Source organism: Bacillus cereus group sp. MG9 (assembly GCF_040459995.1).
GTDB lineage: Bacteria > Bacillota > Bacilli > Bacillales > Bacillaceae_G > Bacillus_A > Bacillus_A mycoides.
Map to the genome: position 1 here is coordinate 5,146,285 of NZ_JARVHC010000001.1, position 22,884 is coordinate 5,169,168.

Genomic DNA, 22,884 nt, shown 5'->3' on the forward strand with positions numbered 1-22,884 from the left:
TCCTCACTCCTTACTTTGCTTCATACCACATGCTGGACAGAATGTAGCTTCCGTTGCAATTTGTTCACCACATGAAGAACATGCTTCTTTTTCAATATTTTTTGATTGAAGGAGTAACTCATTTTCTTTACCGCACTGCCCGCAAAATTTATCATTTAATGATAATGGACCACCGCAACTACACTGTCCTTTTTGTTCTTGTCTCTGTAAATTAGAAATTTGTCTGCGCGTGTTATAAATAGCAACATCAAGCTCTTGCACTGGTGCTACAATAGCTTTCAACAAATCTATTCGAACTTCATCATCACGAAGTTGCATATATACCGTTTGACCAAGTTCAAGTAAAATTTCAGTTTTTTCTTGTAACTTCTCTTGTGTAATCTTCTTTAATTGTGCCATTTCCTGTGCTACTTGCAACTTCATCTTGCCTTGCTCAATTCCCTCTTGCAACTTATTCATGCCATTACCAAACTTCGATTGTAAATCTGACAAACAAATTCTCTCCTTTTAATTACATAGTAATATACAAAATTAACATTATATATATTACCATGATTTTCTAATTGTGTAATTAGAATTTCATTTTTTCTGTTTTGAGCATTTTTTGTTTATAATGGTAAAGGAAAGAAATCTGTGTACGGAGGAATATTATGCTGCAAGACTCAATTACGAAAGATGAAATTATGATGATTGCGAATGAGTTCGTTCAAGGACTTGATCCACAGCAAGTTGCTGATCAAGAGCATGTCGCTACAGCTCGGCAACTATATCGTAGTGGTGTTGTCTATAACGTTGACTTTGATGGCTATACGCTATCCGGAACTGTAAATGCTGAAGGCAGTGTATATAGCGTTCACATCCCGATTCGTAATGTCACTGAAAGCTATTGCGATTGCTTCGCGCCGACGCAATGTCAGCATATGCTTGCTGTGTTACTATCTGCAGCTTCTAGTTTTGGGCAAGTAGGAGATGTATTAACTTTATTCAAAAATAATACAAAACCTTCTCTTCCTCCTATTCGAACTGCACGACAAGTATTGCAATCATCAGCTTTTGAAGAAATGGATTATAAAAGTTGGCAAACATACTTTGAAAATGAATATGAATCATTTAAAAAAGAACAAGCGCGGCTCACTTATAAACAAATGTATTTTCTTATGAGTCTTTTTACAGACTTCTATACAAAATTAGAACGGAAAGCTCCGCGCATCGTTGCTATTCATGAATTATTTAAGTTGCACGCGGCACTTTATTGCTTTCAAAAATTATTAGAAGAAATTCAAGAATTTGAAGCAAACAAACTATATTCTTATCACCAACCAGTTAACGTCGTTCGCCTATTCGTTGATAAAGTTGAATCTACCGTTAGGGACCTAAAAACAGAGGCGATTCCAGAAGAATCCAAACCGATTTTAGAAGAAACAGCGCGGCTCATACATGAATCATTCTTCTCTACCGATGCCTATACACAAGAGCGATTCTTCATTTATCGTCACGTATGGGGTGAACTGTTAAGAACAGAGGAGCAGCTACAAGAAGAAAAAAAACGAATCGATACTAAAATCAATCCACTTTCCAAAGCATTAGCATCTTCTCACCTGCTCTTTTTAAACGGTGAAGATGTATCGGCAATGGAATTACTGGAAAAACAGCCTTCTTCTGTTGTGAGCCTTTACTTCTATTGGTTAGAAGAGTTATTAAGTGCGATGGAGTGGGACCGCGGGAAAGATTGGCTTTCCTTTACTTATAAACAAGTAAAGGAAACGATAACGGAACAAGAAAATACCGTCTTCATACAAGATATCGTTCGATTATTTGTGATGATGTATGAGACATATGCAACACATACGAATGAACAAGCGGGATTAGAAATGATTTTACAAGAACTATTACCGTATAGTTTCACAAATTATGAACAATATGTACTTGCGAAGAAACAATACCATGCATGGACGGAACTTCAGCTCTTATATGGATTCGAAGTAATCGAACTTTTGAAAGAACCATTGAAAGATATTGAAAAAGAAGCGCCCGAAGCAGCACTTCCTCTTTATCACCATGCTGCAATGGAAGCAATTGAAGAGCGAAATCGCAAATCATATAAACGTGCCGTTCGTTACTTAAAGAAATTACGTATGCTTTATAAACGACTGAAGCGAACTGATGAATGGGATGCTTTCATTATTCATATCGCTAACTTACATTCACGTCTGCGTGCACTACAAGAGGAATTACGGAGAGGAAAATTAATCGATGATCATACAAACTGAAGTAACAATTAGGCTCCAGCACGTTAGTCAAGGTTGGTTCCTTTGGGGAGAAGATGATAGCGGTACGCTCTTATCCGTAGCAACTTGGAAAAAAAATGCATTCGCATGGCACTCTACTTCTTTCTACGGAACGTTTTTAAAAGAAGCAACGTATGAGGGAAAACAAGGCGTTATGTTAACGAATGCACAGGCATTTGAATACATCGCAAATAAACCGATGAATTCATTTGCAAATATGCAAATGAACGGTCCTATTACGGCACTTACAAAGGACGCAAGTGAATTATGGGACGCTTTCGTCAGCGGCAGCTTCGCACCTGACATGAAGCATTGGTCTCAGCAGCCATCTTGGAAAGTTCAGAATACTTCAATTGAAGATGACATGTTAGCATCTCTTTTCTCTGCCGCTGTGAACGAAAGTATTTTGCAAGATGCTCGCTCAAATGACGGATGGGAAGATGCAAAGAGACTATACGAACATTACGACTTTACGAAAAGGCAATTGGAAGCAGCACTACATGAAGAGGATTGGCTTCGAAAAATTGGTTACATTGAAGATGATCTTCCATTTACAGTCGGCTTAAGACTACAAGAACCACAAGAAGAACTTGAAATGTGGAAGCTTGAAACAATCGTTACACCAAAACGTGGTGCACATCGCATATATGTATATGAAAGTATCGATTCCTTACCAAAACGATGGCACGATTACGAAGAACGTATCCTTGAAACACAAGAAGGATTCAGTAAGCTCGTACCGTGGCTAAAAGAGGACGACAAGTTCCGAGAAGAACTCTTTGAAACGGAAGCTTGGAACTTCTTAACCGAAGCAAGTAATGAATTACTGGCAGCAGGCATTACAATTTTACTACCATCATGGTGGCAAAATTTAAAAGCAACAAAACCGAGGTTGCGTGTACAGCTGAAGCAAAGTACAGCACAAACACAGTCTTTCTTCGGCATGAATACGCTCGTTAATTTCGACTGGCGCATTTCAACGGACGGAATTGATTTATCAGAAAGCGAATTTTTCGAACTCGTTGAACAAAACAAACGTCTTTTCAATTTAAATGGTCAATGGATGAGACTTGATCCTGCCTTTATTGAAGAAGTAAAAAAACTAATGCACCGTGCCGATAAATATGGACTTGAAATGAAAGATGTGTTGCAGCAACATTTATCTAATACGGCAGAAACAGAAATTGTAGAAGACGATAGTCCGTTTACCGATATTGAAATCGAGCTAGATGGATATTACGAAGAGCTTTTCCAAAAACTTCTACACATTGGAGATATTCCAAAAGTAGATGTACCATCTTCGCTACAAGCAACACTCCGCCCATATCAACAACACGGTGTTGAGTGGTTACTATACTTACGAAAGCTTGGATTTGGAGCGTTATTAGCCGATGATATGGGACTCGGAAAAAGTATTCAAACGATAACTTACTTACTATACGCTAAAGAAAACAATCTCCAAACAGGTCCTGCATTAATTGTGGCACCAACATCAGTCCTTGGAAATTGGCAAAAAGAATTTGAGCGTTTCGCACCAAGCTTACGTGTTCAGTTACACTATGGAAGTAACCGATCTAAGGATGAGTCATTTAAAGATTTTCTTCAATCAGCAGATGTTATATTAACTTCTTATGCATTAGCTCAGCTTGATGAAGAAGAACTTAGTACGTTATGCTGGGACGCTGTTATTTTAGACGAAGCACAAAATATAAAAAACCCACATACGAAACAGTCGAAAGCAGTAAGAAACCTACAAGCAAATCACAAAATTGCTTTAACCGGTACACCGATGGAAAACCGACTTGCTGAGCTTTGGTCTATTTTCGACTTTATCAATCATGGGTATCTCGGAAGCTTAGGACAATTCCAGCGTCGCTTCGTCACACCGATTGAAAAGGACCGCGATGAAGGAAAAATCCAGCAAGTTCAGCGGTTTATCTCGCCGTTTTTACTGCGTCGTACGAAGAAAGATCAAACGGTCGCATTAAACTTACCAGATAAACAAGAACAGAAAGCTTATTGTCCACTAACTGGCGAACAAGCTTCCTTATATGAACAACTTGTTCAAGATACATTACAAAATGTAGAAGGATTAAGCGGAATTGAAAGACGCGGATTTATATTACTTATGCTGAACAAGCTAAAACAAATTTGTAATCACCCAGCCCTTTATTTGAAAGAAGAAGAACCACAAAATATCGTCGAGCGCTCTATGAAAACAAAAACGGTAATGGAGCTCATCGAAAATATAAAAGACCAAAATGAAAGTTGCTTAATCTTCACTCAGTACATTGGCATGGGGAACATGCTAAAAAGTATGTTAGAAGAAACATTCGGTCAGCGCGTCCTCTTCTTAAACGGGAGCGTACCGAAGAAAGAGCGTGACAAGATGATTGAGCAGTTCCAAAACGGAACGTATGACATCTTCATCTTATCGTTAAAGGCCGGCGGAACAGGATTAAACTTAACTGCCGCCAACCATGTCATTCACTATGACCGTTGGTGGAATCCAGCTGTAGAAAACCAAGCAACAGACCGTGCTTATCGCATCGGTCAAAAACGCTTCGTTCACGTTCATAAGCTTATTACAACGGGAACACTTGAAGAGAAGATTGATGAAATGTTAGAACGAAAACAATCATTAAACAACGCCGTCATTACAAGCGATAGTTGGATGACCGAACTATCAACCGACGAACTAAAAGAATTACTTGGCGTATAAAGTGAAACTTTAATCAGTGGGGTTTTGTTCATCCCCCACTGATTATTAGCCTTCACCAATCAGGCTTTTACGGGCAGTCAATGCGGGATAAGATGGATGTTTCTATTCCCACAAATAGCGGGATAAATGAAAAAGGAGCAAATCTCTAACTGAGATTAGCTCCTTTTTCTATTCCAAAACCAATTGCTTATTATAATTCCTGTTAACCCGCCGCACGTATCAAGCAATGAATCTTGCCACATCGGTGTACGGTCTCCCGTAAACCATTGATGAATTTCATCAAATGTTGCATACCCCGCAACGAAAAGGAGGGCGTATGCAAAGCACCTTTTTCTCGAATAACCCGATCGATGAAAAGCATAATACGTCAATGAACCGAGCATAAAGAACACCATAAAATGAGCACCTTTACGAAGGAAAAACTCAACAAATCCACCTACACCTTTATTTGCGATACTAACAGGTGTACCTCCCCCATAATCGATAGATACCCATGAAAAATGCTCTTTCACAAACTCAACATTTATATATTGCTCAATATCCGAGCGCATATCCTGTTTTTTATATGGCTGTGCTGAAGAATAGAAAATAATCCCCATCCATAGTAATACAGGAATCCAAAATAACCATTTACGATTCATTCTCCCGAAAACCCCTCTCTTAGTCTTTTAAGAGTACCAAAAAAAAGAAAAAATTTCACGCCAAAACATGACATTTACACCCTATTTATAAAGTGAAAGGGGGTGATAAACATGGCAGTTGAAACAATCGTAATGGATTTAACTTTACGCCTTGTATTAAACGGAGGATTAGACAAAAACGGTAAAACAGTTTTTAAGAACAAACAATTCAAACGTGTGAAAACAAATGCAGATTTAGGAAAAGTACATGAAGTAGCACGTGCTCTTGCTTCACTACAACAATCATCACTTCACGCTGTACAACTTGTAAGCACGTCAGATCTTTCTAATCTATAATTAAAAAGGAGGGAATAAAGCATGCAAGTACTAGGGTTAATTTTCGTGAAAGAAGATGGAAAAACAGTTGCCTTTTCAATCGAAAATCCCATCACACCAGTAAATGAACTAGTCGTAAATCAAGTAATGGATACCATTCTTTCTTCATCTGTATTTTCGTCAATTAGTGAAAATACTCGTAAAAAAGGGGCTCGCCTCATAGAAAAAAACGTATCTGAAGTTCAGATTACTCCGTAAATCAAAAAGACGAATCTGCATTATTTTGCAGATTCGTCTTTTTTCTTCGGCATTTCAATTGGAATAAAGATGTTTGAAAAACCAACACAAACATACTTATAATTCTCTCCGCCTAAATCAAACTCTGTCGTATATGTTGAGAAGAAAATATAATCATTTCGCTTTGTATAATGCTCAATTAATAATCCAACTTGTGGTTCAACATACTTATTTGCCAATTTTTTTCCCGCCGATGCTAAGTCGCCAAGTATACCCTCTTTGTTTTCTTTCTCAACCTCTTCTAGCTTCTTACTCACATCATTACGCTTCATAAATTGTTTTGCTGCCCAATCCGTATATTCTCCCTTACCCGGATTACTGTTTGCTAAATAAACTAAGAGAACAACAGCTAGAGCCATAATAATATACTTTTTTTTCATGCTATATCACCGCCTACTCTTTTCTATTTTCATATATATGTACAAGCGATGCAAATTAGAAAGACTATCATCTATTGATTGTAAACGAACCGTAAAAATTTACAATACGAAACAAAAGGTTAATAATGATTTTACATAATTCGTATATAATTATATTCGGAATAATAATTTTTATAAGGGAGGATTTTAGAATCATGGATAATGAGAATGATATTTTTATTTCTAGTTCTACAATGATGCTCGAACCTTGCAAACACCCTTATTACCGGACAAAAATTATCGACAGTAGCGGAAACCCTCTGTACTCTTGCCAAACAGCTATCCAACTCATAAAGAAATCTTGTCTAACACATGTTCATTCTACTTATCAAGGTAGACGTCATGCAGTCCAAATAAACTTTAAGCTCAAACAAAATGTTCCAATTCCGATTAATCACAAAGAATATATTTGCGTTTTCCCAACAGAATCTCCTTCTTCTCCAAGCTGCATTTGGTTGTTCTATAACCATATAGATGAGATAGAGTTTCCAAAAAAAACTAACAAAGCTAACATTCGTTTTTTTAACGGAACTACCATAACAATACAAATAGGTTCTCATAAGTTACAGCAACAATTTTTCAAATCTGGACATGTATTATCCCGAATGAACATGAAAGATTCATTACCTTAAAAAACCTCTTGCCACATTTACTGCCTTAATGTAAATAGAATGGAACGCAATATTTCCTTTGCCTTCCATTCTACTTATTATTCTTATCCCCTTACACTATCTCTCATTTTCTCAAGTGCTTGTCGATATACCCATCTCACTTGATAGTACGTCATCCCCATTTCAATAGCTATCTCCCCCATCTTTTTACCTACAAAAAATCGTTCTGAAATGATGTGCCTCTCCCTCCCATCTAACACACTCATAAAGTCCTTCGCTCTCGTTCCCGCATCTTCACACTCAAATCGTTCCTCATACTCGCCCGTGCATACATACCTCTCTTGCACTACGCATTCTTTCTTCAACCTCTCCAATATATAACCACGTACTGTTACGACAGCATAAGCAGGAAAACTTCCTTTCTCTTCCTCATACCTTTCATAAGCATGCCAAAGACCAATCAAGCCACATTGGTAATACTCTTCATAATCTTGATAAATATTTAACCTCTTTATTTGATTTACAATCATACCTTCATACAAAACAACCGTATCTGCAAAAGTCTCTGGCTTCACACAGTGCCCGTTTCTAAAAGGTATACCTCTTTAGTATTCCGCGGTACCTCTACAATATAAAATGAGAAAGGAAATTTCATTGTGGGTAATTTCAAGTACTACTGCCGGAATTTGAAATTACACTAGGCAGTATTTGAAATTCTGCTGGGGGTATTTGAAGTAAGGGTAAAAATAAAAAAGGTGACTCTAGGAAGAGTCACCTTTTCAAAACAACATGTTATGCGCCAAAATCAGAGAACATACCGCCTAACATACTAAAGCCAATTGTAAGGATAAAGAATATAGAAATTAAAATTATTGCTTGTTTTTTACTTAAACCAGCAACGATATGCAAGCCTAAGCCAGTTAAAATTAAGCTCCAAATATTAAAAACTTCAAATGCAGAACCAATGCCATATGCAATTGTTCCTTGTTCAAATAAAGGCCCTAAACTTGTATATTTATCAGCGCCATTCCCACCAAGAATATATCCTAAAGCCACATTGAGAAGACTACCAACATAAAAGACAACATTGGCATATATATAAATAGATAATATCTTCATATATGGAGTATCATTGCTCATAAACATCATAATAACTTTATAAAATCCTGCTACCACAAAAAGACCAACAGCTGTTCCAACTAGACCTCCAAAAGCCCCAAATCCAAGTGTAGTCCATTTCATTATCCCCGTCGTATCATCCTTAACCAGCTTCGCCAGCTCCGGAGTATTAAGTAATCCTAAATAAGCTACCGCTGCTGATAAGATTGTCCCCATTAAAAGAAATAAGAAAAATCCTCCCCAGACTGGGCTTTTCGTCTTCATTCTCTCAAACTGTAAGCCTGGAGAAGTAACCATTCCAAATAATGACGGCTTCTTCGCACCTTCATCTTGCATATTAATATTCGCTTCCATCATAACGCCTCCTTCTATTTATATAACCCGTTCTAACGGGCGGTTCACATCCTCATGCAAGAGGATACGAACCGCCCACTAGAACGGTAATGTGTATTAGAGAGTTTTCTCTCTAATACACTAGTAAATTACTCATAACGAAGTGCTTCAATTGGATCTAATTTCGCAGCTTTGTTCGCTGGAATTAATCCGAAGATAATACCTAGTGTCATAGAGAACAATACGCCCCCAACGACAACTTCCCATGAAACGAGCGGTGGCCACTTCGCAAATGTGGAAACGATATATGCCCCGCCATACCCAAGACCAATTCCAATTAAACCACCTAGAAGCGTTAGCATAACTGCTTCAATTAAAAACTGTAATAAAATTTTACTACGTGTTGCTCCAAGCGCTTTACGCACTCCGATTTCACGCGTACGCTCCGTTACAGATACGAGCATGATGTTCATTACACCAATACCACCAACGACTAATGAAATACCAGCGATACCGCCGATGATCATCGTCATAATATTAGTCATTTTTGAAATACCTTCTTGAAGTTCTTTTAAATTCATAACCTCGTATTTACCAGTTGCATCAGTCGGTTTACGACTATTTAAGACATCTGCAGCTTTTTTACCTGCTTTTTCTAAATTATCTACATTTTTTGCTTGAACAGAAATATTTTGAATTTCATCTTTTCCATACAGTGTCGGCCATAATGAAATTGGAACTAGTGCTTCTGATGGTCCCATTCCCATAAACTCGTTATCTGATTTGTAGACACCAATAATTTGCATCGGTTGACCTTTCATTTCAATAATTTTACCGACTGGATTGGCATCCTTAAACACCTTTTCTTCCATTTGTTTACTAATCATGACAACATTATTACCTTGATCCACATCTGATTCTTGTAAAGAACGTCCCTTTAACAACTTTACTTTATTTACTGCAAAGTACTCACTGTCTAATCCAGTAATATTCACCATTTCTATTTTATCTTCAATATCAATTGGTTCCATACTTGAATTTGTTGTTACAACATGTGCGATATCTGGAATTTTTTTAATTTCAAAAATATCTTCTTCAGTTATCTTCGGTGCTTCTACCATCGCCATACCAAAAGGATCATTCATATCGGCACTATAATGAATCGGTACCGTTTGATTACCTGATCCAACAAATTGGGATTTCAGTGCAGCTTCCCCGCCTTGCCCAATCGCAACGACGGTAATAATAGAGCCTACACCGATAATAATCCCTAGCATCGTCAAAGCTGAGCGTAGTTTATGAGCTAAAATAGACGATAAGGCAATTTTCATACTATCTAGTAAACTCATACTGCACACCTTCTATCTTCTGTAACTTTCCCATCTCGCAGTACAATGCGGCGGGAAGAATACGCTGCTACCTCTTCTTCATGCGTAACCATAACAATCGTCGTACCTTCTGCATTTAGCTTCGTGAAAATATCCATAACTTGTGCACCAGACTTCGTATCAAGTGCACCTGTCGGCTCATCGGCCATAATAAACGTTGGATTATTTGCAATCGATCTCGCAATCGCTACACGTTGCTTCTGTCCACCTGATAACTCACTAGGTAAATGATGGACTCTATCTGATAATCCAACTTTTCCAAGCGCTTCAAGGGCTCTCTGACGACGCTCTGCTTTCTTCACCCCACCATAGATGAGCGGAAGTTCAACGTTTTCCACTGCGGAAAGACGCGGCAGCAAATTAAAGTGCTGGAACACAAAGCCGATATATTCATTACGAATTAAAGCTAGTTTTGACTCGTCTGCTGTTAAGATATTCACATCATTCAACATATATTCACCTTCTGTTGGACGATCTAAACAACCGATAATATTCATAAGCGTTGATTTACCAGAACCAGACGGTCCCATAATAGAAACGAACTCACCGCTTTGAATTGTTAAACTAATACCATGTAAAATCGGCACTGCCAATTTTCCTTGATAATATGTTTTAGCAATATTATTTAACGTAATCATTTCTCTTTCACTTCCATTCCGTCATACACGTCGTCGGAAGGATTTTTAACCACCTTTTGCCCCACTGTTGCGCCTTCAACAATCTCTGTCCAGTCTCCATCAGTAGAACCTTTTTTCACATTTTGTTTACGAAGCTTCCCTTTCTCTTCAATATAAACAAATGCATCTTCGCCTTTTTCTACAATGCTCTTACTTGGAACAGCAATCATCGTCTTATTCTCTAAATTTACTTGCAGAGAAACGTGATAACCTGGAGATAAACCATCTTGGCTATCAAGACTTGCTTTATATGTATATTGAGACATATTTTGAGTTCCCTCACCAGCAGCTTGAGCCATCTCTGCACTCGTTGGGAATTCACTTACTTCCGTAATCTTACCTGTCCACTTCTTCTTATTATTTGCTTTCGCAGTTACAGTGAACGTTTGATCTTTTTGAATTTGTGACTTTTGAAGCTCTGTTAAAGTCCCTTGAACTTGGAACGGGTCTTTAGAAGCAACTTGTAAAAATGCTTTCCCTTGACCACCTAATGCCTGAGATGAACTTTGCGCTGCATCCTTATCTAACTTCTGTACAACACCAGTAAAATTACTATAAATCGTAAGTTCTTTTTGTTTTTTACTTAACTCTTCTTTTTGTAACTTCCCTTTTTCTTTCTCAAGGTCAGTTGTTTTCTGAGCCATTTCTAACTCACTTACTTGCTCTTCCATTGGGTCTGTTACTTCTTTCCCAGCCCCACTATCTTTTACCTTCTTAATTTCTTTCTTCAATGAATCAATCTTCTTTTTCCCTTGATCGTAACGCATATCAGCCATCTTCTGATCAAGATCAGCTTGCTTCATTTGAAGATTAATTTCTTCATTATCATAAGAGAATAGTTTCGTTCCTTTTTCTACCTCTTGTCCTTCTTTCACTTCAATATCTTTCACTTTTCCTTTAGTCGGATCCGCATAGAAACTTTCAATATTTCCTGGCTTCACTTGACCAGAAATTAACTTCGTATTATTAAGCTTTCGCTCTGTCACTTTCTCAAAGCTCACAGCATCAGTCGTTGTTGCTGCGCCTTTCTTCTTGCCTTGCATTACAAAAATATTAACTGCTGCTACAATAACAATTAGTGCAATAACTCCGATGATAATCCATTTCTTCTTCTTGTTTGGAGTACGAACCGTATTTGGTAACATATTCTCTCTCCTTTTATATCTTAATAGTTTAATAGCTATTTAATTGTATAAAACTTTCGGAAAATTGCATCCCCACTTACATTGTTACACTCATTTTACAAAGTTTTACACAATCATTTATATTGTAACAAAAATTCCAATGATTAGAAATATGACATCTTGTCTTTTAAGATAGATTTAAGGAAAGATTATATTAATATAAGAAAAGCTATCCTTTATTAATCAACTCCTTACCAAGATAAATTATTAAAATCATTTTCCTAATTGCACCATTATCATTTTTGTCACATATATTTGACATTTCATTTATTCAATTATAAAATGTCATATATAAATGACATTTCTGATGCACGAGGTCTACAATTATTAATAGGAGGTTTATATTTGAATAACGTTAAACAATATCGAAAATCTGAAGGTCTATCGCAGCTAGAATTAGCTAAAAAAGTTAATGTAGCGAGACAGACAATAAACTTAATTGAAAACAATAAATATAACCCCTCTTTAGCCTTATGTATCGAATTAGCAAAAGCACTAAAAACAGATTTAAACAGTCTATTTTGGGAGGGAGATTAAATGATGAAAATTGAATGGAAAGAAAAAGTTTATAATAATTTTATTGGAACAATTAGTGAAAGAGATGAGTATCAAAAACAAGAAATCAATAAAGAATTAGCTATAGCTGGAATTGGTTTATGGTGGTTAAATATGTTGGTAATGCTTATTATGTTACTCGTCGATACTATGAACCATACAATATCTATAGGCACTATATTTATTTTTCTTATTAATATGATTTATGCTAATTGCTTGACTTTTAAATTCAAAAAGAAAGGTCTAAATGATACTGAGTGCGCAACAGAAGAAGAGTATTTACAACATAAAAAAACATTAAGAAAAGCTGGCTTAAAAGCAGGTGTACTTTGGGGCTTCCAAATGTTTGTTTTTATGAATTATATCCTTCCCTATTTAGGTTCAGAAGAAATCTCGGTTTCTTTATTTAATGTTGTGCTTTACTGCTGTGGTGGCGGATTTTTTGGTCTATCCATGTATATAGTCGGTTTATTAAATCTAAAAAAATTATATTAAATCACTAGCCCCTCAGTAACTGAAAGTACTATTTAATATATAAACGATTTACACATAAAACTTTAATTTTACATATGATCGTCCTTTCAATTATTAAAAAAGCGATCCAAAATAATGATTGGATCGCTTTTCTGGATAAAGTGAAACTTTAATCAGTGGGGGGGTTTCATCCCCCACTGATTATTAGTTGAACCAATCGGGCATTTACGGGCAGTTGATTCCCCAGCCTAACTTCTTTGCATTACATTCGAATTTTAAACCGGGAATCTTACTGCCCGTTAATGCGGGATAAACTATTACGCCACTTTAGGACCTTTTCTCTCATGTCCACGTTGAACGATAAATAAGAATACTGTTGATAAAATACCGCCTGCTAATAGTAAGATGAAGCAGCCATCCCAGCCAGAACGATCAACAATAACACCAATTGCTGCGTTTGCTACAAGACTTCCGCCTACATAACCGAACAGACCACACATACCAACTGTTGTACCTACTGCAAATTTCGGTACTAATTCCATCGCACTTAAACCGATTAAAAACTGTGGTACGTAAATTAAACAACCAATAATAGAAACTGCAATACTTACAACAAGTACGCTAGATGCTTGCCAATATACAACCGTACCAACAACAACTCCGGCCATACTCATAATACATAATGGCATACGTTTTCCTTTAAATAACTTATCACTTAAAAGACCAACGATTAATGAACTTGGAATTGCCATACCTTCAAAAATTGCGTATGCAGCATGTGCTTCTGCTTTTGAAAAACCTTTAACTGTCGTTAAATAAAGCGGAACCCAGTTAATAACACCGAAACGAATTAAGTAAACAAATGCATTTGCAATACATAAATACCAAACGAACTTATTTGTCACTACATATTTCATTAAAATTTCTTTTGGTGACATCTTATTAGCATTATCTGCTTTTTCAAGATTTTCATAATCATTACGATACTCATCAATTGGAGGAAGACCTTCAGATTCTGGTGTATCCTTCGCATTAATCCAAACAAGAACTGCAATTACCATTGCGATAATCGCTGGGAAAATAAATACCCCGCCCTGCCAATGATTTTCACCGAAAATACCTACACCAATTCCGACAAGGGGCGGCACTAGCATTCCACCAACGTTATGTGAAATATTCCAAATACCTGTTTTCGTACCACGTTCTTTCTTCGAGAACCATTTCGTCATAACGATACTACAAGGTGGTGCTCCCATACCTTGTACAATACCATTTAAGACAAGTAATGTAACAATCATCCCAAATGAAGATGCAAAACCGAAACAAATATTTACAAGCCCCGATAAGAATAATCCGACTGCGATAAAGCGCTGGGCGAAAGCTTTATCGGATAAATTCCCCATAAAGAACTTACTAAATCCATAAACAATTGCCATTACTGAACCTAGCAATCCAATTTCAGCTGTACTAAAACCATATTCTTGTACTAAATACGTACTTGATAACGTAAAGTTACTGCGCACTAAATAATAAGCAGCATACCCAACTGAAATTCCCATTAGCACACGAATACGTAATAATTTGTATACCCTGTCAATCATATCCGCCGGCAATCTCTCAATTGCAGGTGCTGGCTTAAGCCATTTAAACATATTCTTTCGTCTCCTTTTCTCACTGCTGAGAGAGACGCTGTCTATTCCATATCTCGATTATTCCACTATTTGATATATTTTTGTTCGTCCTTCTAACCGGCTGACCTTCTATCTCTTTCTGATTCTTCTCAAACATCGTTGGTACGCCAAACGAAACTTTTTCTAAAATGTGCCCCGCTTCTTCTGATAAACAATAATCAATAAATAAGTCCGCAATAATACCACTCGGCGCACGCTTTAGTTTCGAAATCGCATTAACAGACAACCCTGTTTGCTCAGGTTCGTTACTTACAATAGGAAAGCCTTGTTTTTGAAGCATTCTCTGATCTCCCGCAAAATTAATGCCTATCATATATTCACCGCTCGCCACAAGTTCTACTGGCATATAACCATTCACCGTTACTTCACCAACTTGCCTTGCAAGATTCTTAACATACTCTTTCGCTTCTTCTTCACCTAAAGTATCAATAAGTGATTGAAACAAAGTATATGCTGTGCCGGAAACATTTGGATCAGGCATTGCAATCTTACCCGTATATACCGGATCTAATAAATCTTGCCACCTTGATGGATATGGAAGACCGAGCGGCGCTATTTCTTCATTCCACCGCTCTTTATTAATCGCGATTGCCAGTTTCTCCACTTCATAACCGTACCAATAACCGTCTTTATCTTTAACAGTCTTTGAAATACGATTCGCATGCTGGGTCGTAACAGGAATAGAAAGGTTCTTTTGCTTCATCATTTGATGCGCATCTACTGTACCGCCAATAATAATATCCGCCTTCGGATTTCCAGCTTCCTCTTCTACTCTCCGAAGAAGTTCTTCTGTCGATAGACGAATAAATTCATATGTACACCCGCGTTGTTTACAAAATGACGAAAGCAAAGCTTCACCAACTTCCTCGCGGGCCGCTACATACGCAACGAGATGACGATCATCCAAAATAGGGAGACCACTTTTATTATATTTAATAGAGGTTGTATCTCGAGAGCAACTAGACATCGCTCCTCCGATTACTAGCAAAAAGAAGAAAAAGGCTATCTTTCTCATGACACACTCTCCTTTACAAGGAATTCTGCTAGGGAGCCCTTCATATACATGACATTCCCGTTATTATCACCGAGATATTGCACAACAAAGTACGATGGATACACAGAAATAGTTAGAATATCCTCCCGCTCATTCTTTACACGTTTGCCTGTTTTATAGGCAGTAATATAAGCAATCGGCTCATTCTGTGATTGTAATAATTTCTGAATTTCTCCGTAATCTGTAATTTGCTTTGCGTATCGAATAGAATCAAATATTTGCGTAAGATCTATAGTACGTATTACATCCCCTTGCCTCACTACAACTTCCTTTGCCTCCGCAAAGAAATTACTAATGCGCTCTGGTGTATAATACAGACTTAACAAATACGTTTGAAATGCTGAGATCATCGGATCCGTGCCATTCTTTCCGTATACATTAGCCTCGTACTGGAACAAGTCACCTACTGCAAAAGTACGTTTATGTCCATTCAAGTACGTTACTTCTCCAGTAAATACTTGTTCTTGATTCCTCGCTTCTCTCGGTTCTATTCGAATTCGGTCAAAGAATGAAACAATCGTATGCAAACGAACTTCATCCGTTACAATAATTTCTCCCCACTTCTCATGCCTTACTTTCACTTCAGTAGGAAGGGATTCATTCACTCTTTGTAAAACGGCTTGTTTGTCATCCACAATTGTGATTCGATTATATATTTGCTTCTCAATAACATAAAACAAAATAAGAGAAACGATCATACAAAAGACAAACATAAGAATTTGAAATGATAGCCTTTTCATTTCTGCCTACCTCCAAGATAAAAAAACGTTGTTTCGAAAATACCGCATAATTGTTTCATAAATGTATCATTTAACCGCTTTCAAGTTTTTTATGTCTTCCATCCGTCTCGGAAGTAAAAATGTAATGCATATTGTAGTCCCCATCTCTTCACTACTCTCAATTCGCATACTTCCGCCTTGCTTCTTCATAATCTCCTGACAAATGTATAAGCCATAGCCATTCCCGTAACTTGAAGGAAGCACCTTACCTTCCGGAGACTCATTCCATTCTGCAAGCACACCTTCATCCATACCAATACCATCATCATGAACAAAAACTTTCGCTTCCTGCTCATTTATAATTACATTCATACGAACTTGCGTAGCATCACTATATTTAATCGCATTATCAAGCACATTCAAGAAAATTTGCTTCGTCTTATCAAAATCCGCAACGACGTGTACTTCTGTTAACTCATTCATAACTTCAATTTCAAACTGCTGCAACCTAAGTTTCACAATCGAAACCGCTTCTTCTGCCAATTCTTTAATATTCACGACTGTAGGTGACACTTCAAACGTACTCTTCCCGTACTTTGAAGACTTAAGTAATTCCTCTACAAGTGATAATAGACGCTCACTTTCTACAGACACATAACGGAAGCTCTCCTGCACATCCTCCTTCGACTGCAACTTCGGAATTAAATCCACATAACCGATAATCGCTGTTAGCGGTGTTTTCAGCTCATGCGTAATGCGGTCCAAGAAATCTTTCTGTTTCTCTTTCTCTTCCTTCAGCTGCTTAATATGCAGTTCAATCCCATCAGCCATCGCATTAAAGGACGCTGAAAGCTGCGCAATTTCCACATACTCATTCAGCTCAATCTTACTTTCATAATCTCCATTCGCAAGCCGATATGCCATTTGCCTTAACTGATCAATTGGTTTATGAAGAGACTTCGCCAAACGAATCGCAAAGAAAATACCAGCAGCTACTAAACAAAGAGAAGTCATTAAAAACGTCCAACTTACATTTGTTAAAACTTCCTTCTCATCCGTTAACTCATTTATAAAACGAATACTTCCAATGACATCGTTTCCATAATAAACCGGACTTGAAAACAAAAGAATTGGAGCTGGGTCTCCCTCCTCGAAAACATAAGATTTCTTTCCCTTCAAAGAACTCTCAATGTCAATATTCCGATGAAGTAACGCTCCTTTTTGTGTATCTGCAACAACATCACCATTCTTCCCAATCATCTGCACCCGGACATCCATTCGCTTCGCTAAATACGAAGCAATTAAAAGTGAATTAGGCCCTAACGTCTCAACTTCTGCTTCCTTCTCTAAATAATTCATCGTATAAATTTGCGCTTCCACACTTAACTTTTCTAAGGAATCTGCCGCATTATGATACACATTCTTCTCCAGTGCAATATAAACAACCGCATACAAAAGAACAAGAATTGGAATCAACAATCCAACTATCCCAAACACCATATTTCGTTTTAAAGACATATCATCACCTTTTAGCAATCAAGCTTATACCCCACACCATAAATTGTCTTAATATACTCTCCGCTCTTCCCGAGTTTCTTCCGAAGCCTTTGCACCATAATATCAACCGCTCTCGTATTTCCGATATACTCAAACCCCCATACCTTCTCAAGCAATTCATCTCTCATGAATACACGCTGCGGATTCGAAACAAACAACTGACATAAATTAAACTCTCGGTACGTTAACTGAATCTCCTGCCCACTCACATGAAGCTTTCGTTCCTTTGGACAAATAAGTAAATCACCAGCCCCAATCACCTCATGATTTAAAGGAACCTCCTTCTTCGTCACGCGCCGCGCCATATTCTTCACCCGAAGAATAAGCTCCGCATAATTAAAAGGCTTCGTCACATAATCATCAGCTCCAAGCTGAAGACCAAGTAACTTATCATTCATCTGACTCTTCGCTGTCAACATAAGCACCGGAATATCACGCTCCTTCTCTCTGAATAAACGTAATAACTCATACCCATCCGTATCAGGAAGCATCACATCTAAAATAAGTACATCTGGCTGCTCATTCCATCTCTCTAAAGCTTCTCTCCCATCAGCCGCCGTCAATACTTCATACCCTTCCATCTCTAACTGCATCCGAATCAAATTACGAATACTCGATTCATCATCTACTACAAGTATTTTCATCATTCTCCTCCTTCCATCCTGTATTATAGTACAGTTTAGTATAGCAAAAATCATACAAAAAAAGAGAGGGTATTGTCGAACATATGTTGAACGACAGTACCCTCTCTCATTTATTAAACTTATTTCTCATATCCATTAGGTTTCTTCTGATGCCAATCCCACGCATGCTCAATAATTGTTTTCACATTTACGTACTCAGGATTCCATCCTAACTTCTCTTTCGCCTTTTGAGAAGAAGCTACTAAGCGTGCTGGATCTCCTGCACGACGTGGTGCTATCTCAGCAGGGATCTCATGATTCGTAACTTCACGAACTGCATCAACGATTTCTTTTACACTAAAGCCATTACCATTTCCTAAGTTGTAGAAATCACTTTCTCCGCCATTTTGTAGGTCCTTAAGCCCTAAGAAATGAGCTGCCACTAAATCTTCAACATGAATATAATCACGGATACAAGTACCATCTGGTGTATTATAATCATCACCAAACATCATAATCTTCTCACGTTGACCTAACGCCACTTGTAAAACAAGAGGAATTAAATGAGTCTCTGGACGGTGATCTTCCCCAATAATACCACTTGGAGTAGCACCAGCCACGTTAAAGTATCTGAAAATCTTATAACGTAAATTAGAAGCTTGGCTATACCAATGAAGCATCTTCTCAATCGCTAACTTCGTCTCTCCGTACGTATTCGTCGGATTTGTCATCGTTTCCTCAGTAATAAGGTCTACATCTACCTCACCATACGTTGCCGCAGTAGAAGAGAAAATAAACTTATCTACCTTAAACTCATCCATTACTTCTAGCAAGCAAAGTGCACCATACACATTGTTATTATAATATTGAAGAGGCTTCTCCATACTAACTCCAACTAAAGAATCAGCTGCAAAATGCATAACCGCCTCAATATTTTCTTGTGTAAAAACATCTCTTAAAAATGCTTTATCACGAAGGTCACCGTTATAAAACTTCGCACCTTCCGTAATTGCATCCTCATGACCAGTTTGTAAGTTATCTACTACTACTACAGATAAACCTTCATCCACTAATTTTTTAACAGCGTGAGAACCGATATAGCCGGCTCCGCCGCAGATTAAGATTGAGTTCATTGTTTTCCTCCTACATATATATTAGGATTTCTTAATTACTTTCTTATTATAAAAGGTATACGATTGCTCGTATACCTTTTATATATCCTTCATTACTTAGCCACAAAATAATCCGTTACATATTGTGCCCAAACTTCATGCCCCTTAGCACTTGGGAAACCGAACTCTGTTTGTAAGTACGGTAAAATTGCTTTCGTTGTTGCATCAGGCCATGCTCCCCAATGATCCACATATGTATAACCATTTTGCGTCGCAAATTGTTTTAATGCTTCAATCGCTTTCGGATAATTCTTCGCACCATACACTGGGTTTGATGGTTGAATCATAATTGTAGCGCCTTTTGCACTAGTAGAAAGTGCTTGCACAAACTTCTGTGTACTCGCTACAGAATTTCCATTACCAGTTTTTCCGTTATCAGTAATAAATGGTGGCTCAAATAAAATTACATCTGGATTTTCTTTAGCAATCTCTTTATCACGTTTATTCGTGATTAATTCCTCTGTACTTTCACCCTTATATTCCTTTACCGTCACATTCCATAAACCTTTACCGTAAGAAGCCTCTAAATTAGCAGTGAACTTAGCTACCCAAGCATCTTTTTCAGATGAAGAAGCTTCATCACCAACAATAACAAGATTTACTGCCTTCTTATCCTGAGCAGCTTTCTTTAACTTCTCTTTCACTGCATCTGGCAAGTTCTTTGCGTATGCTTCATTAAAAGATGACTTTGCATCTTGTTTTTTCTCTTCTTTCTTCGCTCCGCTATCTTTCACTTCAGCCTTTGTTTTCGTTACTTCACTCGTTTGTCCTGTTGCATTCGCAATCTTCTTATTCCAATATAGTTTACCGCTTACAACCGAAGCAATAAACACTACAAAAATAAATAGGACAAGTACTGCTTTCTTATTCATCGATTCACCTCATCTATTAATCTCACAATATATAATACTAATATAAACCTACGCAAAAATAAACCCAACTCCTTCCAAAGGAGTTGGGTTCATTACATATTACTTAGCCAATTCAAGATGTGCTTTTAACTTATTCGTTAAATCTTGTTTTGCTGCATCTGGAACGTAGTAGTACCAAATACCGTCAGCGGCTTTGTGGCCGTCTCCTGGGATTTGTATTTCTTCACTATTTTGCATACAATCTTTATAGTTCTTTTGAATATCAAACATTTGGTCTTGAGTTAAACTAGTTTTTACGTTTTTCTCAATTGCTTTTAATACGTCACCATAGCTTGCTAGAGAAGAAACACTCGCACCTTTTTTAATTACCGCTTGGATTACTTGACGTTGACGCATTTGACGGCCGAAATCACCGCGTGGGTCCGCATAACGCATACGAGAATATACTAAAGCTTTTTTTCCATCCAAATGTAAATCTCCCTTTGGATAATCAAATCCATCCATTTTAAAGCTCATATCGTTATTAATATCAACACCACCAACAGCATCTACAATATCCTTGAACCCTTCCATATTTACTTCAATATAATGATCCACTGGAATATCAAGAAAATTCTCAACTGTCTTCACTGTCATATCGATTCCACCGAATGCATAGGCATGATTTATTTTATCTTTCTTTCCCTTTCCAACAATTTCTGTATAAGAATCACGCGGAATACTAATAATTTTCATTGAATTAGATTTAGGATTTAACGTAAATAACATTAAAGAATCTGAGCGACCTTGATCTTCTCCTCGTTGATCTACACCCATTAATAAAATCGAAATAGGTTTTCTACCAGCAATATCTACCTTTCCATCTCTTTTATCTGATTTTTCACGATCTAATGGTTTATGTACTGCATTTAATGTATTAGATACATTTGAATAAACATTATATGCATAAATTCCTATGCCAACTAGGATAACGCCCATAATACTTAAAGCCCAAAGAAATATTTTTTTCTTCAAGATATTCACCGCTCTCTTTAAATATAATTTCTATCTAACATAATACTTAACGAGTTACATTATCTACTAGTTTTTTGTATTCTTCAATAATTTTCCCATTCATAATATCACTAGTAAACTTTTCTTCATATATACTTCTACCTCGTTTTCCCATTTCTTTCAATTCTACTTTATCAAGTCTTAATAATATTTCTACTAACTCATTTGTTTTTTCTAAATCAAATATATATCCATTAACCTCCTGGCTAACCAATTCTGGTAATGCTCCTCTATTACTTACTATAACAGGTTTTCTATTTTTCATTGCTTCAATCGCAACCAAACCAAACCCTTCCCAACGTGAAGGCATTATAATCGCATCCATATCAGCATAATAACTATCTAATAATTTATTGTCAATCCATCCTAAATTTATAACATTTTTAGGGAATTGAAATTCAACCTGACTTACAACAGGTTCACCAATAATATATAAATTAATCTTCGGCAAACTATTATTTTTAAAAATATCTATTAAAATATCTAGACCTTTTTGCTCATCAAACCTTCCGACAAAAAGTAAATTTATGCAATCCTTTTCTATATCTAATGGTATTTTTTTATCATTAGTCCTGTTGGAAATTCCATTATATATAACCGTAGACTTCTTTTTAGGCAAATTATATTTAAGTGAGTTCATGTACTCGTATAAAGAAATATTAACTATAGTATCGGTTTTAAGGGCTAACACTCTCTCTATCAAGGAATAAATTCTTTTTTTTAGCCTAGAGGTGTCCATTAAAAACGACCAGCCATGCGAACAATAAACAATCTTGACATTTCTCTTTTTAATAAAATAAAGTAATCTAACATATAGTCCTGCAAATGAACTATGCACATGAATAATATCTGGTTGTATCAAATTTATATACGCATTAATTTCCTTTATAGCTTTTATTATGTATCGGGGACTTCTTTTATAAGAATAGCCATATATATTCTCATGATTAATATTCTTTAACTCCCCCGAATGTACATCTCCATAGAGTAAAAAAACATCGTCAATGTTTTCACACTGTTCCTGATATTCCATTACCTCCTGAAGATATGTAGCAATTCCTCCCTTTACATATTCAGCTATATGTAAAACTTTCATTTAATCCACTCCTAAAATTATTAA

General features: G+C 36.8%; 24 protein-coding genes. 7 read left to right on the plus strand and 17 right to left on the minus strand.

Annotation, left to right across the window (positions count from 1 at the left end):
• Nucleotides 1-3: 3 nt before the first annotated feature.
• Nucleotides 4-492 carry a zinc ribbon domain-containing protein gene (locus tag QCI77_RS26565; RefSeq protein WP_002034798.1) on the minus strand — a complete coding sequence of 163 codons (489 nt, stop codon included), beginning with the start codon at nucleotides 490-492 and terminating at the stop codon, nucleotides 4-6.
• Nucleotides 493-650: 158 nt separating this feature from the next.
• Here QCI77_RS26565 and QCI77_RS26570 point away from each other — a divergent pair, with 158 nt between their 5' ends.
• A complete protein-coding gene (locus QCI77_RS26570) occupies nucleotides 651-2,270 on the plus strand; it encodes an SWIM zinc finger family protein (protein ID WP_002129991.1) in 1,620 nt (539 codons plus the stop codon).
• Nucleotides 2,254-5,010, plus strand: a complete 2,757-nt coding sequence (locus QCI77_RS26575; protein WP_002129993.1) for a DEAD/DEAH box helicase — start codon at nucleotides 2,254-2,256, stop codon at nucleotides 5,008-5,010. The genes QCI77_RS26570 and QCI77_RS26575 overlap by 17 nt, the downstream gene beginning before the upstream one ends.
• A gap of 155 nt (nucleotides 5,011-5,165) precedes the next feature.
• On the opposite strand, the gene QCI77_RS26580 is transcribed toward QCI77_RS26575, so the two are convergent.
• Complete coding sequence (locus QCI77_RS26580; protein WP_002034802.1) at nucleotides 5,166-5,651, minus strand: VanZ family protein; 486 nt, start codon at nucleotides 5,649-5,651, stop codon at nucleotides 5,166-5,168.
• 111 nt (nucleotides 5,652-5,762) lie between these two features.
• Here QCI77_RS26580 and QCI77_RS26585 point away from each other — a divergent pair, with 111 nt between their 5' ends.
• Together QCI77_RS26585 and QCI77_RS26590 are read left to right on the plus strand one after the other, a co-directional pair.
• Nucleotides 5,763-5,987, plus strand: a complete 225-nt coding sequence (locus tag QCI77_RS26585) for a DUF1659 domain-containing protein (protein WP_002016256.1) — start codon at nucleotides 5,763-5,765, stop codon at nucleotides 5,985-5,987.
• Between the two features lie 21 nt (nucleotides 5,988-6,008).
• Nucleotides 6,009-6,224, plus strand: coding sequence for a DUF2922 domain-containing protein (locus tag QCI77_RS26590; RefSeq protein WP_353825682.1), 216 nt, complete (start codon nucleotides 6,009-6,011; stop codon nucleotides 6,222-6,224).
• 20 nt (nucleotides 6,225-6,244) lie between these two features.
• On the opposite strand, the gene QCI77_RS26595 is transcribed toward QCI77_RS26590, so the two are convergent.
• Nucleotides 6,245-6,643 (minus strand): DUF4359 domain-containing protein, encoded by a 399-nt coding sequence (locus QCI77_RS26595; protein ID WP_002034805.1) that lies wholly within the window; start codon nucleotides 6,641-6,643, stop codon nucleotides 6,245-6,247.
• A 194-nt stretch (nucleotides 6,644-6,837) separates the two neighbouring features.
• On the opposite strand from QCI77_RS26595, the gene QCI77_RS26600 reads away from it, so the two are divergent.
• Nucleotides 6,838-7,314, plus strand: coding sequence for a competence protein ComK (locus tag QCI77_RS26600; protein ID WP_016093596.1), 477 nt, complete (start codon nucleotides 6,838-6,840; stop codon nucleotides 7,312-7,314).
• A gap of 83 nt (nucleotides 7,315-7,397) precedes the next feature.
• Here QCI77_RS26600 and QCI77_RS26605 read toward each other — a convergent pair whose 3' ends face one another.
• From QCI77_RS26605 to QCI77_RS26625, 5 genes are all read right to left on the minus strand, one after another.
• Nucleotides 7,398-7,868 carry a sigma-70 family RNA polymerase sigma factor gene (locus tag QCI77_RS26605; RefSeq protein ID WP_353825683.1) on the minus strand — a complete coding sequence of 157 codons (471 nt, stop codon included), beginning with the start codon at nucleotides 7,866-7,868 and terminating at the stop codon, nucleotides 7,398-7,400.
• 217 nt (nucleotides 7,869-8,085) lie between these two features.
• Nucleotides 8,086-8,766, minus strand: coding sequence for a YknW family membrane protein (yknW, locus tag QCI77_RS26610; protein WP_044738126.1), 681 nt, complete (start codon nucleotides 8,764-8,766; stop codon nucleotides 8,086-8,088).
• Between the two features lie 128 nt (nucleotides 8,767-8,894).
• Nucleotides 8,895-10,094 carry an ABC transporter permease gene (locus QCI77_RS26615; RefSeq protein ID WP_061688704.1) on the minus strand — a complete coding sequence of 400 codons (1,200 nt, stop codon included), beginning with the start codon at nucleotides 10,092-10,094 and terminating at the stop codon, nucleotides 8,895-8,897.
• Nucleotides 10,091-10,771, minus strand: coding sequence for an ABC transporter ATP-binding protein (locus QCI77_RS26620; protein WP_002130002.1), 681 nt, complete (start codon nucleotides 10,769-10,771; stop codon nucleotides 10,091-10,093). Before QCI77_RS26620 ends, QCI77_RS26615 begins: the two co-directional genes overlap by 4 nt.
• Nucleotides 10,768-11,955 (minus strand): efflux RND transporter periplasmic adaptor subunit, encoded by a 1,188-nt coding sequence (locus QCI77_RS26625; RefSeq protein ID WP_353825684.1) that lies wholly within the window; start codon nucleotides 11,953-11,955, stop codon nucleotides 10,768-10,770. The genes QCI77_RS26620 and QCI77_RS26625 overlap by 4 nt, the downstream gene beginning before the upstream one ends.
• Before the next feature lie 384 nt (nucleotides 11,956-12,339).
• On the opposite strand from QCI77_RS26625, the gene QCI77_RS26630 reads away from it, so the two are divergent.
• Entirely contained in the window at nucleotides 12,340-12,531 is a 192-nt protein-coding gene (locus QCI77_RS26630) for a helix-turn-helix transcriptional regulator (protein WP_001067016.1), read from the plus strand.
• On the plus strand, nucleotides 12,532-13,044 hold the full coding sequence (locus QCI77_RS26635; RefSeq protein WP_353825685.1) for a DUF3278 domain-containing protein: 513 nt from the start codon (nucleotides 12,532-12,534) through the stop codon (nucleotides 13,042-13,044).
• Nucleotides 13,045-13,340: 296 nt separating this feature from the next.
• On the opposite strand, the gene pgtP is transcribed toward QCI77_RS26635, so the two are convergent.
• From pgtP to QCI77_RS26680, 9 genes are all read right to left on the minus strand, one after another.
• The gene (pgtP, locus tag QCI77_RS26640; protein ID WP_002184617.1) at nucleotides 13,341-14,675 is read right to left on the minus strand and encodes an MFS transporter; all 1,335 of its coding nucleotides are present in this window, start codon (nucleotides 14,673-14,675) and stop codon (nucleotides 13,341-13,343) included.
• A 19-nt stretch (nucleotides 14,676-14,694) separates the two neighbouring features.
• A complete protein-coding gene (locus tag QCI77_RS26645) occupies nucleotides 14,695-15,729 on the minus strand; it encodes an ABC transporter substrate-binding protein (protein ID WP_353825686.1) in 1,035 nt (344 codons plus the stop codon).
• On the minus strand, nucleotides 15,726-16,508 hold the full coding sequence (locus tag QCI77_RS26650; protein ID WP_353825687.1) for a DUF3919 family protein: 783 nt from the start codon (nucleotides 16,506-16,508) through the stop codon (nucleotides 15,726-15,728). The genes QCI77_RS26645 and QCI77_RS26650 overlap by 4 nt, the downstream gene beginning before the upstream one ends.
• Nucleotides 16,509-16,574: 66 nt before the next feature.
• The gene (locus QCI77_RS26655) at nucleotides 16,575-18,005 is read right to left on the minus strand and encodes a HAMP domain-containing sensor histidine kinase (RefSeq protein WP_353825688.1); all 1,431 of its coding nucleotides are present in this window, start codon (nucleotides 18,003-18,005) and stop codon (nucleotides 16,575-16,577) included.
• An 11-nt stretch (nucleotides 18,006-18,016) separates the two neighbouring features.
• Nucleotides 18,017-18,688, minus strand: coding sequence for a response regulator transcription factor (locus QCI77_RS26660; RefSeq protein ID WP_353825689.1), 672 nt, complete (start codon nucleotides 18,686-18,688; stop codon nucleotides 18,017-18,019).
• A 119-nt stretch (nucleotides 18,689-18,807) separates the two neighbouring features.
• Nucleotides 18,808-19,800 (minus strand): UDP-glucose 4-epimerase GalE, encoded by a 993-nt coding sequence (gene galE, locus QCI77_RS26665; protein ID WP_353825690.1) that lies wholly within the window; start codon nucleotides 19,798-19,800, stop codon nucleotides 18,808-18,810.
• A 92-nt stretch (nucleotides 19,801-19,892) separates the two neighbouring features.
• A complete protein-coding gene (locus tag QCI77_RS26670) occupies nucleotides 19,893-20,711 on the minus strand; it encodes an SGNH/GDSL hydrolase family protein (protein ID WP_353825691.1) in 819 nt (272 codons plus the stop codon).
• A 99-nt stretch (nucleotides 20,712-20,810) separates the two neighbouring features.
• Complete coding sequence (gene tagU, locus QCI77_RS26675; protein ID WP_353825692.1) at nucleotides 20,811-21,725, minus strand: polyisoprenyl-teichoic acid--peptidoglycan teichoic acid transferase TagU; 915 nt, start codon at nucleotides 21,723-21,725, stop codon at nucleotides 20,811-20,813.
• Nucleotides 21,726-21,771: 46 nt separating this feature from the next.
• A complete protein-coding gene (locus QCI77_RS26680; RefSeq protein WP_353825693.1) occupies nucleotides 21,772-22,860 on the minus strand; it encodes a glycosyltransferase in 1,089 nt (362 codons plus the stop codon).
• Between the last annotated feature and the right edge of the window lie 24 nt (nucleotides 22,861-22,884).